We start from the raw sequence: 14,429 nt of genomic DNA, 5'->3' as shown, positions 1-14,429 counted from the left end.
GCGATGGCGATGGCGACGGCGATGGCGATGGCGATGGCGATGGGGACGGTGATGGCGACGGGGATGGCGACGGGGACGGCGACAGGGACGGGGATGATGAGGAGGAGGAGGACGACGACGATGATGATGAGGAGGAGGAGGAGGAGGACGACGATGATGAGGAGGAGGAGGACGATGACGAGGAGGAGGAGGACGATGAGGAGGACGACGATGACTAGGACATCACTGGGACAGCGGCGGCAGGCCCGAGCCCGTCGGCCATCGCCGCGCGAAACTCGTCGCTCCACGGCTTGGGCTCGAGCGTAGTCGGATCGACGTGGACGATCGTGCGGACCCCTCGGGCATGGTCGAGGTCGCGGTCCATCGGTAGCATCCGAAACCCGAAGTCGAGCGAGGTCCGACCGCTCGCAGCCACGCCGACGCGAACGCGACCTTGCACGCGCCTCGGACCGGCGAGAGGTCTTCGATGCCGTTGTGACCCACGAGGTGAAGCTGCTCGGGCCGGTCCGAGTCTTGAAACGCGCCCCAGCCGATGTCCATCCAAAACGCCCCGAGCGCGCGCTCGAACAGGAGCAGGTCGCGAGCGTTGTGGAGGATGCTGAAGGGAGCGAGCTCGCCGAAGTTCACTGCGTGGCGCGACCGCGTCGGTGTTTTTGACGCCGCAGCCGAGCGTCAGCCGTCGAAGAGCTGATCGAGGGGCGCGTCGACAGCGAGGGAGCGGGCCCCGGCGTACCAGCGCTCGAGCGTCTCGAGGTCGCCGCAGGTCTCGATTCGCTCGCGCAGCCCCACGCTCACGGCGAAGCCTCGGATCTCGAGGATGTCGACGAGCGCCCGACGCAGGGTCAGGAGCTGACCGATGTGCAGACCTTCTTGACGACCCTCGTCACGACCTTCTTCACGACCGTGATTGAAGCTGTAGCCCTCGCGCTCCATCTCGGTGAAGGTCTCGAAGCGGCCTTCGTCGAGCTCGCCACGCTCGCGCAGCTCCTTCATGGCCTGTTGAACGACGGCGGTGGGTGCGATCGACATGACGAGTACAGTGTAGCGCCGGCAACTCGCGGAATCGAGTGTCTGCAGCGCAAGCAGTGCGGCCCGGATCCCGGCCACCCGGAGGGAGAATGGAGAGTCTTCGCGGGCGTGGTAGACGGCGCCGAGGATCGTCTCGAGCGGGCGGCGGCGTGCCTCGTCTGCGTCGTCGATTAGCTTGATCTGATCCGGCTCGAGCAGGATCAGCGGTGGCGCGACCTGCGGCATCAGCTTCTTTCGGATCCGATCTCGAAGTCGCGGGCTGGGTGCGACGACCACCACCAGCGCATCGGTGCGAGACTCGGCCGCGAACGCGGCTTGCAACAACGCCCAGATCCAGCGCTTGTCGGCGTTCCAGCTGAGTTGAACCTCGAAGATCCAGATCACGAGGAGCTTGCCATCGAAGGTGTGAACGACCAGCACGAGGTCGGCGGCGGCCTTGCGGGCGGCCCGGGCCAGGCCGGAGACCTCGACGCTCGGGGTGCGCTCTTGGATCTCGGCGATGTTGTCTGAAGAGACCCCGCCTGCGGCACAGACGATCTCGGCCAGCGCGCGCCGGGGCATGTTTCGGAGGAGCTCGACGAGGCTCTCGTGGGCGCTGGCGAGTTGCTCGAGCTGGACCATGGGGGCTTCCACTCGCAATCAGCGGGCCAGGGGTGAATGCAGTCATTACGATGACTTGGCACCGACCGCGCCGCAGGAGTGGCCCGCCAGCGGGTCGCTGGCCCGTCGCCGGGCCAGGCGAGGGCGGTCAAGGTCGGCCACCACACCTGGGTCGAGGGCCCGTGCGCTTCGTGCCTCGACAGCTTCACCGCATGACGGGCGAGGCCGCCGGGCGCAAGCTCGCCGACCCCGAAGGCTGGATCCCGCTGGTGACGGAGGCCGCCGAGCGCTGCGCGACACGGCGAGCGCGCGCGCCCCCGCTTACTCAATGACAGTCAGCGAGGCATCTTGACCAAGCTTCACCAAAGTAGGCGTGTTGGCGTTGAGCTCGACGAAGCCCGCGTGCCGCCATTCGTCGTGGGGATCTTCGCGGTAGTCGACAGAGTAGCGGCCTGGGTCGAGCTTGATGTTGGCGCGACGTCCAACCATCTTGTCGAGCTCGACGCGCTTGGTGCCGACGCGGATCTCGACGAAGAAGAAGTCAGGCGCTCGCACGGTCACACCGACCTGCTCTTGCTTGGCTCTGGCTGGGCTACGCTTGGAGCTCGGTTTGGGTTTGGGCTTGGGCTCGGGCTCGGGCTCGGGCTCGGGCTGGATGTCGTCGGGAGGCGGCGGCGGTCTGTCGAGCCACGGCACGCGCGGGGCCACCTTGGTGGGGGCTGGGTCGTCGAGCAGGGTCGGAAAGGCGAGGGCCTCCACGGTCGGTCGGTCGGCGTAGGTGTGCCAAGCGATGGCGGCCCCGCCGAGTCCGCTGACGAGCCCGCCGAGCGCGAGCGCACGCAGAGCGAGGCTGGGGTTGCGGCGCTCCGAGCTGCGGAGCTGAGCTGAGCTCGAGTCTCGGGTGGGGGCGTGGCTCTTGACCGAGGTTCGGACCGAGGCGCTGCGGCCAGTGCCCTCGAACTGGCGCGTCAGCGCGGTCGTGTGCGCGTTGGGATCGGCGGTCTGAATCGGTGACTGGGACCGCGTCAGCTGCCGAACGAGATCCTGGAGCTCGAACCTCGCGTCGCGGTAGCCAGGCCAGCGTGCCAGGATCTGGTGTGCATCCCGGGCAGACGGGATGCGATCTTCGACCGCGGCCGCGAGCAGCCCTCGGCGCAGCGTCTCGAGCTCCGGGGGGACGGTGTTGGGGGCGCGCAGGGGATCGACCTCGCCCCGGATGACCATGCCGAACAGCCGAGCCTCGTCGACGACCGCTTCACGGAAGCCCCGGCCGTCGAGGAGCTCGTGGAGGATGCCGCCGACGGTGAACAGGTCGATGGTCGGCGTGCGCGCCTCGTCGACGAGCTGCTCCGGCGGCATGTAGCGCAGCTTGCCCTTGGCGTGGAGTCCGCTGGTCTCCTCCGAGGCCATGCGGGCGACGCCAAAGTCCATGATCTTGACCTCGCCCCAGACCGACAACATGACGTTGTGCGGGGTCACGTCGCGATGAACGATCGTCCGCTGCTTGCCCTCGTGTACGAAGTCGTGGGCGCAGGCGAGCGCCTTGAGCAGCTCACCGATGATGTAGGCGATGAGCGGCTGCGGGAGCTGCTCGCCGCGGGACCACAGCGCCCGGGTCAGCTGGGCGAGGTCGAGGCCGTCGACCCACTCCATGGCCATGTAGCACCCCCCTTGCTCGTCCTCGCCAACGTCGAAGACCTGCACGATGTTCGAGTTGTTGAGCAGCATGGCGAGGCGCGCCTCACCGAGGAACATCAGGCGGAGCTTGTCGTTGTCGAGGTGATCGTGGCGCAGGAGCTTGAGCGCGACGTGCTTGGACGCCCCGCCGAGGCCGGCGCGCTGGGCCATCCAGACCTCACCCATGCCGCCGGAGCCGAGGCGGCGGATCAGCTGATAGGGACCGATCTTGTCTATAGTCATGGGCAGCCATCGCCGCCGTCGGCCATCGGGATGGGGTCGGGCTCCATGGTGGTGGGCTCGGGGTTGTCCGAGCAGTCGTTGAGCGCGCAGCAGGGGTCGAACACCAGGTTGGCGAAGATCGCGGCCAGCGCGGCCTCGAGATCGGCCTGGTTGTCGGCGTCGAAGTAGTTCTCCGTGCCGCCCGAGCCCCAGTCGGCCATGTTGCTGAGCTGCGTCATCGCCTGAGGCGTGTTGACGCCGTCACCGAAGCCGATGACGTAGGTCGTGATGCCGTTGTTGTACATCTCCGTCAGCTCGGCCGAGACCTGGGCGTCGGTCGAGTAGAGGTTGTACTGGCTGTCCGTGATCAGGATGTTGAAGTAGATCGTCTGATCGTTGGTCGGGTACTGCGCCATCGGCATCAACGCGGCAGCGTGATACGCCGCCTGGTTGTTCTTGATGCGCTGCAGACCGAGGTGGGTGTAGGTGCCCGAGCCCGAGCAGAATTCCGCGCCGCCGCCACACTGAGGCATGTGGCTGGTCGTCGCCTGGTCGAAGCCGGGCGGCTCGAGGGTCCCGTCCTGGAAGGTCCAGGAGATCGGCGGGCCGCCCCACGGATCGTCACAGCCCGGCATCTCGCATGAGGTGTTCGGATCGAGGGCCCAGCCGAAGTTGTCCTTCATGCAGGGGCCGTAGTCGACGAGGATGGTCTGCTCGCCGGGCGCGGGTTGGTTGTGACCGAAGACCGCGAGGCCGAGGTGGGTGACGTCTTCGGCCGCGCCGATGCCGACGTCGATGTCGAACAGCGACATGTCGCCCGAGAGGGCGTCGCGGGCCTGATCCCAGCCGGTCTCGCCCATCGCGCCGGCCTGCGTGCCGCCGTTGACGTTGAGCATCGAGGACGACGCGTCGAGCAGGATCATGACGCGCGGCAGGCCGCCGACGCACGCGGGCGCGACGACCGAGTCGGTGATGTTCTGGACGACGCCAGCGAGGGCTTTGCTGAGAAGCGCGGGCGTGTCGCCGTCGATCGCCTCCGTGGTGCCACCGGCCGCGGCGGTCTCGTCGGCCGCTGCCTCGGCGTCGGGATCGCCGGCGACCGCGACCACGAAGGTCTGGATGTCCTGGTTGTCGTAGAGGTCCGCGGCCGTGATCGCGGGGTTTTGGTTGGCCGGCGCGAGCGGGGTCGTGCCGTCCATGCCGGTCCACTCACCGTCGGTCAACAGCACGTTGACGTAGGCGCGGCCGGGCATGTCCTGGTCGTCGGGGTGATCGGCCTTGGTCTGGGCGATCTCGGCGGCGACGGCGTCGAGGGCACCCTTGGTCCAGGTGCCGATGCCGAACTCCATGCCCTGCATGGGCGCGTCGACGTTGTTGAGCGAGTCGACCAGCGCCTGGCCGTTGCACGGCAGGTACTCGTTGTTGTCGTCGTCCCACTGGATGTCGAGGGCCTGGCCGTCGATGATGCCCGACAGGTCGCCAGCGATCATCGTGCCCTCCGAGGCGGCGGGGTCGTGACCGAAGCGCATCAGGGCCAGGTGGGTGTTCTGGCTGAGAAAGCTGCCGGGTTGAACGGTCTGCTGAATTGCCGCGACGGTGACCTCCCATCGGGTCTTGTTGTTGTTCATGTCCCAGATCGCGTTCATGGACGTCGAATAGTCCAATACGAACATGATGTTGGGCTTCTTGAAGGTACACTCCTCCTCGACGGGACAATCCGGGATGTCGTCGCCGTCCCCGTTGCCGTCGTCGTCGCCTTCGCAACTGTCGCCATCGTCGTCGCCGCTGGAGCTGGAGCTGGAATCGCCGTCGCCGCTGGTATCCCCGCCGCCGCTGGTATCCCCGCCGCCGCTGGTATCCCCGCCGCCGCTGGTCTCGGAGTTCCCCGCGCCGTCGGTGCCAAAATGCCCGTCGTCTTCCGTCGTTGACGAGGCATCGTCGTTGTCGCCTGAGTCCGCGGTGGTACCGTTCGAAGCAACGTACATCGGGTTGTCGGTCACAATGCACGCGGTCAAAAACGCGAACGCGAGCGCGAGCCTCTCCCCAGATTTGGGTCCATTCATAAGCTTGTTTTCCTAGAATCGCAGCGTCCAGGTGACCATCGCCTGGCGCCCCTTCTGTTTGTGGATCCTGACGAGGTCGACGCCGAGCACGGCTCCGAAGCCGACCATCGCCGCGCCGCCGATGGTCAGCAGCGGGATGGCCGCTGGCAAGTTGCTGTGGGTTCGCGGGCTGGCGAGCAGGATCCCGCCGACGCTGGCGAGCGCGACCCCAGCCGCAAGGCCGAAGCCCGACGCCCACGGCGACACCCACGGAGGCCGCGGCGTTTCCTCTCTCGGTTGATCGTCCGAGGTCGGGGCTCGACTCGGCTCGCGCGGCTGCGGCCTGGCTGCAGTCGTGGGGCCGATTGGCTCGCTGCGCTCTTGCGCGTCCGGGCCCTCGCTGACGGCCGTGGTCGCGGGCTCCACGAGGGCTGAGCCATAGCTCAAGCGCGCGCCGTCCACGTCGAGATCGATCTCCTCGAGCACGGGCTCCACGCTGCCGTCGATGGCGCTGATCCAGACGCGGTGGACCCCGAGGTACAGCGGCGCCGTCGGGTTGGTCGCGGCGCGCTCGTCGACGAGCACGCGGCAGGGGACCGAACAGCTCACCTCGATCGTCCCGCGTCCGCCGAGCTCGAGTCGCTCGAGCCTGCGCGCGTAGAGCTTGGGCAGGGCCGGCCCGAACCCGCGGGGCTCGCTCAGCTGACCCCGGGTCGTCAGCAGGGCCTCGTCCATGACCGTCGTCGCGCGGCCTCGATCGCCAGTGGCGAGGTAGAGCCACGCGAGCCGCATCTGCGCGTCGGAGACCACGGTCTGCAGGCCGGCGTCCTCGGCGAGCAGCTCGGGGAAGCGCGAGATCTCCCGCAGCGCTCGCTCGAGGCGCGCGATGGCGAGATCGTGGTCGTCGGACGCGGCGCGGTCACGGGCCGCAAGGAGCTGCGTCACGGCGCCCTGGTGTTCGGCCACCTCTGGCCCCAGCATCAAGGTGAGTGCGAGAGAGAGTGCGTGCATCGGCTCGAGCGAGCGGCGATCTGGCCGCCGCTTTACTCGCTCATCATGTGGCCATCGCTAGCGAGCGAGGGACCCTGCGGGTCACTGGCCGTGGACGTGGATCCGCGTCGCTATCCCGTCGAGGGCCAGGACGACCGCGAAGATCGCCGACGTCGTCGGGCTGCTCCATTTCGCGCACCGACTACGTCGATCATGAGGCTCCGACGCGCAGGTGTGATCTCTTGTGCCTGTGGTTGTGGCTCGGGGTCACAGCCACGCTCCGCGGCGAGCTCGCCCCGTTCCGGGAGCTCCGGAAGTGGCAAAACTTGTACACGAAGACTCCCAATCCTCTCGCGCTTGGTGTACCGTCGGCTGCCGAGGGGACAATGAGGAAGCATCAACTTACAATTTTTCTGGGTGTCGGCCTTTGTGCCAGCACTCTCGTGATTTCGGCCTGTGGCAAGGACGAGCAGCCGTCCGACACGGGCGCCTCGACCGCCGTGTCCGGCGATGGCGACGGTGACTCCGGCGAGACTGGCGAGACCGGCGGTGGCAAGGACACCGGCACCCCGGACACCGGCGACGACGAGACGGGCGGCTTCGTGCCCAACACCGACATCCCCGGCGCCAACACCTGCGACCCCTGGGCCCAAGATTGCCCCGAGGACGAGAAGTGCGCGGCCTACAACGCGGGCTCTGACACGTGGAACGCCAACAAGTGCGTGCCGCTGCTCGGCAGCGGTCAGACCGGTGACGCGTGCACCTACAACGGCGCAAGTGAAGGCACCGATGACTGCGACGTCGGCTTCATGTGTTATTACACCAACGAGGAAGCTGTCGGTATTTGCATTCCGCTGTGCACGGGTAACCCCGACGATCCGCTGTGCGAGGAGCAGTTCAACTGCTCGATCTCCAACGACGGCTCGCTGCTGCTGTGCGTCTACGCCTGCGATCCGCTCCTTCAAGACTGCGCGCAGGAGGGCTCGGGCTGCTTCTGGGACGGGGCTCAATTCAACTGCGACCCGGCCGGCGACATCATGACCAACGAGCCCTGCGGCTACATCAACGACTGCCTTCCGGGCCACCTGTGCGCCGACGCCGAGGCGCTCCCGAGCTGCCAGGGCTCGGCCTGCTGCGCGTCCTGGTGTGAGATCGACAATCCGACGTGTCCGGTGCCGGATACGGAGTGCATCGCCTTCTACGACGAAGGCACGGCGCCGCCCGGACTCGAGAACGTGGGCCTCTGCGCCCTGGCTGGCGGCTGAGCCGAGCCAGGCCAATCGTTGGGGCACGGGCTGGCCGACAACGCCAAGGGGGAGCCATGAACATGCTGACTCGTCGTGTCTCTCCGCTCGTGCTCTTGCTCGGTCCTGGCCTGGCGCTGGTCGCCTGTGGTGACTCTTCGGCCGAGGACGGGGTGGTCGAGGGCGGGGCGACCCAGCTCAGCGCCGAGGCCGGTGAGACCGAGTCCGGCGACGAGTCGGGCAGCGGCGACGGCGACTCGGGCGACGGTGACGGCGACTCGGGCGACGGTGACGGCGACTCGGGCGACGGCGACGAGAGCGGTATGACGCTCTTCGATCTCAGCCCGACGCCGGATCAGGGCGGCGACAGCGGCGGCCCGAGCTGCACCGTCGACGAGGGCGAGCTCGACGCGATCCCGCCTTGCGAAGAGTCCGCGACCGCCGGGAGCTTCGACCCCGAGGTTCAGTGGGAGTGGTTCGGCGAGGGGCTCCACGTCAACGCGATCACCACGCCGCTCGTCGCCAACCTGACCGACGACAACGACGACGACGCCGTCGACCTCTGCGACGTGCCCGATGTCGTGGTCATGACCCACGACGGGCTCAACAACGCGCCCGAGCGGCTGTGGGTGCTCGACGGCGCCACCGGTGAGGTCCACTGGGACCTCGAGCTCGGCCTGACCTTCTCCCAGGTCCCGGCGATCGGCGACGTCGACGATGACGGGCTGCCCGAGATCGTCGCCGGGACCAGCCAAAACCAGCTCGTGATCCTCTCGCACGACGGCATGGTCCAGTCGCAGGTCGCGGTCCCCTGGCTGAGCTCGTTTCGACCGGCGTTTGGGCTGGCCGACTTCGACAACGACGGCGACGTCGAGATCTTCTTGGGCAACGGGCTGCTCGACCACCAGGGCAACGTCATCTTCCAAAAGGACGGCGAGCCGCTCAATTTCTATCACGCGAGCGCAGCCGCCGACCTCGACGATGACGGCGACCTCGAGCTGATCATCGGCCGCAGCGCCTACCACCACGACGGCTCGGTCTACTACGAGAACTTCAACATCTCACCGAGCCACGCGCAGGTCGGCGACCTCGACGACGACGGGCTGCCCGAGGTCCTGCTCTCGGGCCCCGACGGGCTCAGCTTGCTCGAGCACGACGGGACCCCGACCTTCATTCACCAGACGCCCGGCGGCGATCCGGTTGCGAGCAACAACTGGCGGCGTCCGGCGGCGATTCACGACTTCACGGCCGACGGCTCATCGGAGTTCGCGGTCAGCTCGGCCAACCACTACAACGTGATCCGCGGCGACTTCTCGCTGGTCTGGGCCGCGCCGGTCGCCGACCTGAGCGGGAGCGCGGGCGGCACGGCCTTCGATTTTCTCGGTGACGGCAGCGCCGAGGCGATCTACGGCGATGAGGTCTCGCTGTTCGTGTTCGACGACGCCGGCGAGGTCGTCGTTGAGGTCCCGCGCCTGAGCCGGACCACGACCGAGTACCCGGTCGTCGCCGACGTCGACAACGACGGCTCGGCCGAGCTCGTGGTCGTGTCCGAGAGCGATCTGCCCGGCAACTCGGCCACGGTCCAGGTCATCGGCGACGCCGAAGATCGCTGGGTCCCGGCCCGGCGGATCTGGAATCAGCACACCTACCACGTGACCAACGTGCGCGAGGACGCGACGATCCCCGCGCAGGAGCTGCCGGCCTGGGACTACCTCAACACCTTCCGGACTCAGGCGCAGGCCGAAGACGGCGTGTGCCTGCCCGAGCCCGAGGGCTGAGATGCTCAACGCCGGTACTTCGGTCGCGCGCGACGCCTGGTCTTGGTCTCGTCGCGGACGGTCAGAGGCTGGGTCTGCATGACCTGCCCGCCGAGCAGCCCGAGGCCGCCAAACAAGGTCGTGGGCAGCTCGAGATCGAGGCGGGCGGCGATGGTCTTCATGTGGCCGAGGATGTCGCTCGGCGGCTCGAGCCGGGGCGTGACCGCGTCTTCGGCCTTGTCGTGATCGACCCAGCACCAGCTCGGATCCGTGATCGCGTGGTGCATCCGGCAAGTCAGCGGTCGGCGAGCGTAGATCCGGCAGCGCTGGTCCTCGTCGAGGAACACGCAGGGGCGCCGGGACTTGCGGTAGGCCAGCTGCGCGCGGGCGTACTCGGGGCTGTCGGACCGGACCATGGCCTCGCCCGGGGCCTCGCTCGCGAGCAGGGCCGTGAGCTCGTCGGACAGATCGCAGGCCTGGTTGTGGAGCGCGGCGAAGTCGTCGAACTCGCGGTAGCTGGCGTAGATCGCCAGGAGCTCGACGGCCTGGACGCCCGTGGGCACGTCGTGGCAGCAGGCCGCGCAGCCAGCCTGGCAGCGGACCGCGAGCGCGCGGGGGCCGGTCGTCATGGTCTGGACATAGGCGTCGTAGGCGGCGAGGGCCCGGTCCCACAGCGGCAAGAACTCGGCGGGGAGCTCGCGCGTGCGCTTGAAGTCTTCGAGGCCCGGGAGCTCGGCGAGCTGCTCGAGGGCCTCGTCCATGTCCAGCAAGTGGTCCGACGCTCGTTCGGCGACCTCACGGCTGACCGAGACGCCGAGTTTGCGTCGGCGCAGGAGCTTGTCGAACAGCCCGGGCACCGGCGCTTTTTCGCATCGCGTCGGGGGCCACGCAACTGCGCAGGTCGTGGGCACCGAGCGTAGATCCAGCCGCGTCGCTGGCCTGAGTGATATCTTCGCGGCGATGGGCGGGACCGACCTGGCGGGGGATGCCCTGTGAACATCCCGCCTCGGCGTGTTGCGCTGCCGCTGGCGGCGATCCTCGGGTTCGCCGCGATCTTCATGGGCCTGTGGCTGCCGCCGCCGCCCGAGCCGCCCGCGCGCTTCCGAGTCGAGCTCGAGGTGCCCCCGGTCGAGGCCGCGCTGTGGTTCGTGGATCGCTACCCGGAGTACTTCACCAGCGGCGAGGATGGGTTCGAGAGCTGGCTCGAAGGCCTCCCCAAGCGCGATCGAGAGTTTGTCCTCGCGATGGGCCAGACCCTGGCTTGGGCCTGGGTCGAGCGCGAGCTCGCGGGCTTTGACGAGCGAGACCCCGAGGGCCTCGCGCGCGAAGCGACGAGCGTCGTCCGGGCCAAGACCCTCAACCAGCTCGAGATCAAGATCGAGCACTTTGGAGCCGAGGAGGACGAGATCGGCTATTTGGCCTACGTCGGCGATCCGCGCTTTGGCGACGGCGTGTTCGCGCGTCTGGTCCGCGGCGGCACCAACTGCGAGGGGCAAAACCACCTGCTCGCGCTGCTCTTGGACACCGCGCTCGAGCCCGCGCTGGCCTGGGCCCCGCAGCTCGACGTGAACATGGCCTCGATTCGCAGCGGTCACGAGCTCGTGCTCGTCACCGGTCCGACCCTCGACCAGCCGATCTTCGCCGACGCGTGGTCCAACTTTCCGGCGTTCACCGTCGATCCCTCGCGGCCGAGGGCCGCGCCTTTGCTCGGTGAGCTCGGCGATCCGCCGCCCGCCGTCGTGCCCGGGGTGCCCGGGAGGGCGCCGCATCCGGCCTCGTTCTACGCTCAGAGCACCGTCACATCGATCGTGTTGGTGCCCGAACGTCGAGCCCCGACGCTGCCGGTCAGCCTCGAGGTTCGCGCCCCGGCCCTCGACGAGGCCAGCCTCGCCCGAATCGAGGATCCCTGGCGCCTCTACCTGTTCGCCCGGGTCCTCCATCTTTACGACGACCCCCGCGCTGCGAGCCTCTATCAGCTCGTGCTCGAGCGCTACTGCGACCCGCCCCCGACCCGCCGCAATTTCGTGTGCGCGGCCTCGAAGGCGCTGGTCGGGCGCGCCGCTCAATCTGTGGGCGTCGCGCAGCGTGCGCCGAGTGAGTGAGTCCGCCGCCCTGGATCACTCGCGCAATTATCCGGCTCGACAGCCTTGGCAGTACAGCGCAAAAATTTATCCATTGACCAACCTCGCAGACCAAAATGGCGCCTTGGGTTCCTTGCGTGTTATGCGCGGCTCTGGTAAGAATGCGAGATAGCTCGTGGATCGGAACAGGATGCCAATGCCAACACATTTACCCGCACTTGGCGGACCCTCGCGACCGCTATTCCAATGAAGGAGCGGGTCGTTGATCGTTATTACACGCCCCGGCCACTTTGAACCGACAGGTCCAAGATGAATGAGTCAGACACCTTCGAGCTCAAGAAGATCCACCACGGGAGCATCGCCCACGCGCTGGGCAAGGCGCGCAAATATCGGGATCTCAACGATCCACGCCAAGCCGAGAGCATCTGCCTCGACATCCTCGCCGTCGAGCCCGACAACGAGGATGCGCGGCTCGAGCTGATCTTGGCGATGAGCGATCAGTACGCCGGGATCCGCAAGTCGCCGCGCACGGCCGCGATCATGAAGCACGTCGACAAGCTCGGCGACGAGTACTCGCGCTTGTATTACCGCGGCCTGGTCACCGAGCGCGAGGCGCTTGGCTTTCTCGATCGCGGGCACGCGGCAGCGTTCGCTTATGACGGCCTGCGCGACGCCATGGATCTCTACGAGGCCGCGGAGAAGCTCCGACCCGAGGGCAACGAAGACGCCGTCCTGCGCTGGAACGCGTGCGTCCGCGTCATCCGGCGCGAGAAGCTCAAGCCGCCGCCGCAGTACAAGCAAGAGCTGCCGATCGACTAGCAGCCCGGGGTGTAATGCATCGTGTCGCCTCGCGCCGGAATTTTCGCCGAGGGCGCGAAGCCAAAACGCCGCTGTACCGGGCGTACTGCTAGTTTTGGCGACAAAGCCCTCGGTGAACAGGCCAAGCGAGGCGGCGCGAGGCATTGCACCCCGGGCTGCTAGATCAAGCGTTGGATTGAAAAAGCTGAATGATTTAGGGCTCGTACGAGCCGCAAGGCGAGCGCTTGGGGGGAGCGGAGGGGGCCTTTTTTCCACGCATGGCCGCTGCGCGGCCGGTAGCGAACGCTCCAGTCGAGGTGAGGTACCATCCGGGCATGCGCCGACTTGGTCTCCTCGCGTGTGTCTGTGTGGCTGGGCTCGCTTGCCATGGCGAGGTCTCGGACGGCGAGAGCTTGGGCGACGCGGCCGAGACCAGCGACGGTGAGATGACCGGCGCCGACCAGGGCGACGGCGACGCGGGCGACGGCGACGCGGGCGACGGCGACACGGGCGACGGCGACACGGGCGACGGCGACACGGGCGACGGCGACGGCGACACGGGCGACGGCGACACGGGCGACGGCGACACGGGCGACCCCGGCAACCCCTACAAGGGCGACGCCGACTACTGCGTCGAGATCATCAACATGTACCGCGCGACCCTCGACCTGGCCCCGCTCGAGCGCTGGACCGAGGCCGAGGTCTGCTCCAACGACGAGGCCGAGAGTGACGCGATGACCAACACGCCGCACGGGGCGTTCGGGGCGTGCGGGGAGTCGGCCCAAAACGAGTGCCCCGGCTGGCCCGGGCCCCCCGACCAGCTCCTCGATGGCTGCCTGGCGCAGATGTGGGCCGAGGGCCCCGGCGAGCCCTTCTCGGAGCACGGGCACTTCCTCAATATGAGCAACCCGAGCTTCACCAAGGTCGCGTGTGGCTTCTACCAGACCGGTGGGGGCGACTACTGGGCCGTGCAGAACTTCAAGTGAGGGGGATCGTCGCCGAGCGCCCGCGCTCGCTCGCGCTATGATGGCCGGGCGATGCAACCCGCAGCCAGTCGCCGTCCCCGCCGAGCCCTCGCGGTCCTGCTCCCCCTGTTGATCTGTGCGCTGCCGCTGTGGCTGTCGGCGTGCAAGAGCAAGTCCGGTAGCTACGGTCCCTCGGCGCCGTCCTACAACGACTACGGCGGCGGTGACGGGTACGCGGCCGAGGGCGACTACGGCTATCGGAGCGACGTGTCCGAAGAGGTGATGGCCGAGAGTCTGGCCCCGGCCCCGCCCGAGCCGCGGATGGCCAAGAAGCGAAAAGCGTCGTTCACTCGCAACAAAGGCGAGCCCGAGCTGGCCGAGGTGCCAACTGATGCAGCGGCCACGGACGACACCAGCACCGTCGCCGAACCAAGGTCGACGCCCCTCGAGGTCGAGGCCCCGGAGCTCGACGAGGCGCCCACGAGCGCACAAAAGCGCCAGATCATCTACACCGCGACGATGCAGGTCAGCGTCTACGACCTCGAGCAGGCCCTCGCGTTCGTCGAGAGCCTGCCCGATCGCTACGGCGGCTGGCTCCACCAGCGGATCGATGACCAGGTCGTGCTGCGGATCCCGGCCGCGCAGCTCGAAGCGGCGATGAACGCCGTCGCCGAGCTCGGCGTCGTCGACTACCGCTTGCTCGAGGCCCTCGACGTGACCGCGCAGTACACCGATCTCGAGGCCCGGATCCGCGTGCTCACGCAGATGCAAGCGCACCTGCAGGTGCTGCTCGACAAGGCGGTGTCGGTCGAGCAGGCCCTCGAGATCCGCCGGGCGCTCGACGAGGTCACCCTCGAGCTCGAGCTGATGCGCGCGCAGATGCGGGAGCTGAGCAAGTCGATCGCGTTCTCGACCTTGATCCTGCGCCTGACCGAGCGCGGGCCGGGTCAGGACATCCCGAGCAGCAACGATCCCTTCCCCTGGGTCGACGAGCTCGGGGTCGAGGCCACGGACTACCGCTGAG

General features: G+C 67.9%; 13 protein-coding genes. 7 read left to right on the top strand and 6 right to left on the bottom strand.

The genetic code is table 11. From position 1 onward, the window contains the following. Positions 1–218, top strand: a 218-nt coding sequence (locus tag ENSA5_RS38400) for a hypothetical protein (protein WP_181198230.1), incomplete at its 5' end; no start/stop codon positions are given. On the opposite strand, the gene ENSA5_RS38395 is transcribed toward ENSA5_RS38400, so the two are convergent. The 5 genes from ENSA5_RS38395 to ENSA5_RS28110 form a co-directional block, all read right to left on the bottom strand. Next, positions 215–439: an acyl-CoA thioesterase gene (locus tag ENSA5_RS38395; protein ID WP_181198229.1), complete on the bottom strand. Its 225-nt coding sequence runs from the start codon at positions 437–439 to the stop codon at positions 215–217. The two genes, ENSA5_RS38400 and ENSA5_RS38395, sit on opposite strands and share 4 nt — an antisense overlap. A 233-nt stretch (positions 440–672) precedes the next feature. Further along, complete coding sequence (locus ENSA5_RS28130; RefSeq protein ID WP_106394801.1) at positions 673–1,650, bottom strand: hypothetical protein; 978 nt, start codon at positions 1,648–1,650, stop codon at positions 673–675. A gap of 300 nt (positions 1,651–1,950) precedes the next feature. Then, positions 1,951–3,549, bottom strand: a complete 1,599-nt coding sequence (locus ENSA5_RS28125; RefSeq protein WP_106394800.1) for a serine/threonine-protein kinase — start codon at positions 3,547–3,549, stop codon at positions 1,951–1,953. Continuing rightward, positions 3,546–5,543: a vWA domain-containing protein gene (locus ENSA5_RS28120; protein WP_181198228.1), complete on the bottom strand. Its 1,998-nt coding sequence runs from the start codon at positions 5,541–5,543 to the stop codon at positions 3,546–3,548. Before ENSA5_RS28120 ends, ENSA5_RS28125 begins: the two co-directional genes overlap by 4 nt. A gap of 60 nt (positions 5,544–5,603) precedes the next feature. Further along, positions 5,604–6,515 (bottom strand): tetratricopeptide repeat protein, encoded by a 912-nt coding sequence (locus tag ENSA5_RS28110; RefSeq protein ID WP_146156197.1) that lies wholly within the window; start codon positions 6,513–6,515, stop codon positions 5,604–5,606. Positions 6,516–6,946: 431 nt separating this feature from the next. Here ENSA5_RS28110 and ENSA5_RS28105 point away from each other — a divergent pair, with 431 nt between their 5' ends. Together ENSA5_RS28105 and ENSA5_RS28100 are read left to right on the top strand one after the other, a co-directional pair. Beyond that, on the top strand, positions 6,947–7,825 hold the full coding sequence (locus ENSA5_RS28105) for a Cys-rich lipoprotein (protein WP_506737593.1): 879 nt from the start codon (positions 6,947–6,949) through the stop codon (positions 7,823–7,825). A gap of 62 nt (positions 7,826–7,887) precedes the next feature. Further along, positions 7,888–9,582 (top strand): FG-GAP repeat domain-containing protein, encoded by a 1,695-nt coding sequence (locus tag ENSA5_RS28100; protein ID WP_146156196.1) that lies wholly within the window; start codon positions 7,888–7,890, stop codon positions 9,580–9,582. Between the two features lie 5 nt (positions 9,583–9,587). Here the strand turns inward: ENSA5_RS28100 and ENSA5_RS38390 are convergent, their stop codons facing one another. After that, a complete protein-coding gene (locus tag ENSA5_RS38390) occupies positions 9,588–10,418 on the bottom strand; it encodes a YkgJ family cysteine cluster protein (RefSeq protein WP_181198227.1) in 831 nt (276 codons plus the stop codon). 135 nt (positions 10,419–10,553) lie between these two features. On the opposite strand from ENSA5_RS38390, the gene ENSA5_RS38385 reads away from it, so the two are divergent. The 4 genes from ENSA5_RS38385 to ENSA5_RS28080 all read left to right on the top strand — a co-directional run bounded on the left by ENSA5_RS38385 (position 10,554) and on the right by ENSA5_RS28080 (position 14,428). Next, positions 10,554–11,663, top strand: a complete 1,110-nt coding sequence (locus ENSA5_RS38385; protein ID WP_181198226.1) for a hypothetical protein — start codon at positions 10,554–10,556, stop codon at positions 11,661–11,663. A 288-nt stretch (positions 11,664–11,951) separates the two neighbouring features. Next, a complete protein-coding gene (locus tag ENSA5_RS28090) occupies positions 11,952–12,461 on the top strand; it encodes a hypothetical protein (protein ID WP_106394795.1) in 510 nt (169 codons plus the stop codon). Positions 12,462–12,775: 314 nt separating this feature from the next. Continuing rightward, positions 12,776–13,426 carry a CAP domain-containing protein gene (locus ENSA5_RS28085; RefSeq protein WP_181198225.1) on the top strand — a complete coding sequence of 217 codons (651 nt, stop codon included), beginning with the start codon at positions 12,776–12,778 and terminating at the stop codon, positions 13,424–13,426. A 51-nt stretch (positions 13,427–13,477) separates the two neighbouring features. Beyond that, positions 13,478–14,428, top strand: coding sequence for a DUF4349 domain-containing protein (locus ENSA5_RS28080; protein ID WP_106394793.1), 951 nt, complete (start codon positions 13,478–13,480; stop codon positions 14,426–14,428). The last annotated feature ends 1 nt before the right edge of the window (position 14,429 follow it).

The sequence above is a fragment of the Enhygromyxa salina genome (assembly GCF_002994615.1).
In the GTDB taxonomy this organism is placed as follows: domain Bacteria; phylum Myxococcota_A; class Polyangia; order Nannocystales; family Nannocystaceae; genus Plesiocystis; species Plesiocystis salina_A.
The sequence above is the reverse complement of the archived record's forward strand: the minus strand, read 5'-3'. Positions and strand labels throughout refer to the sequence as shown.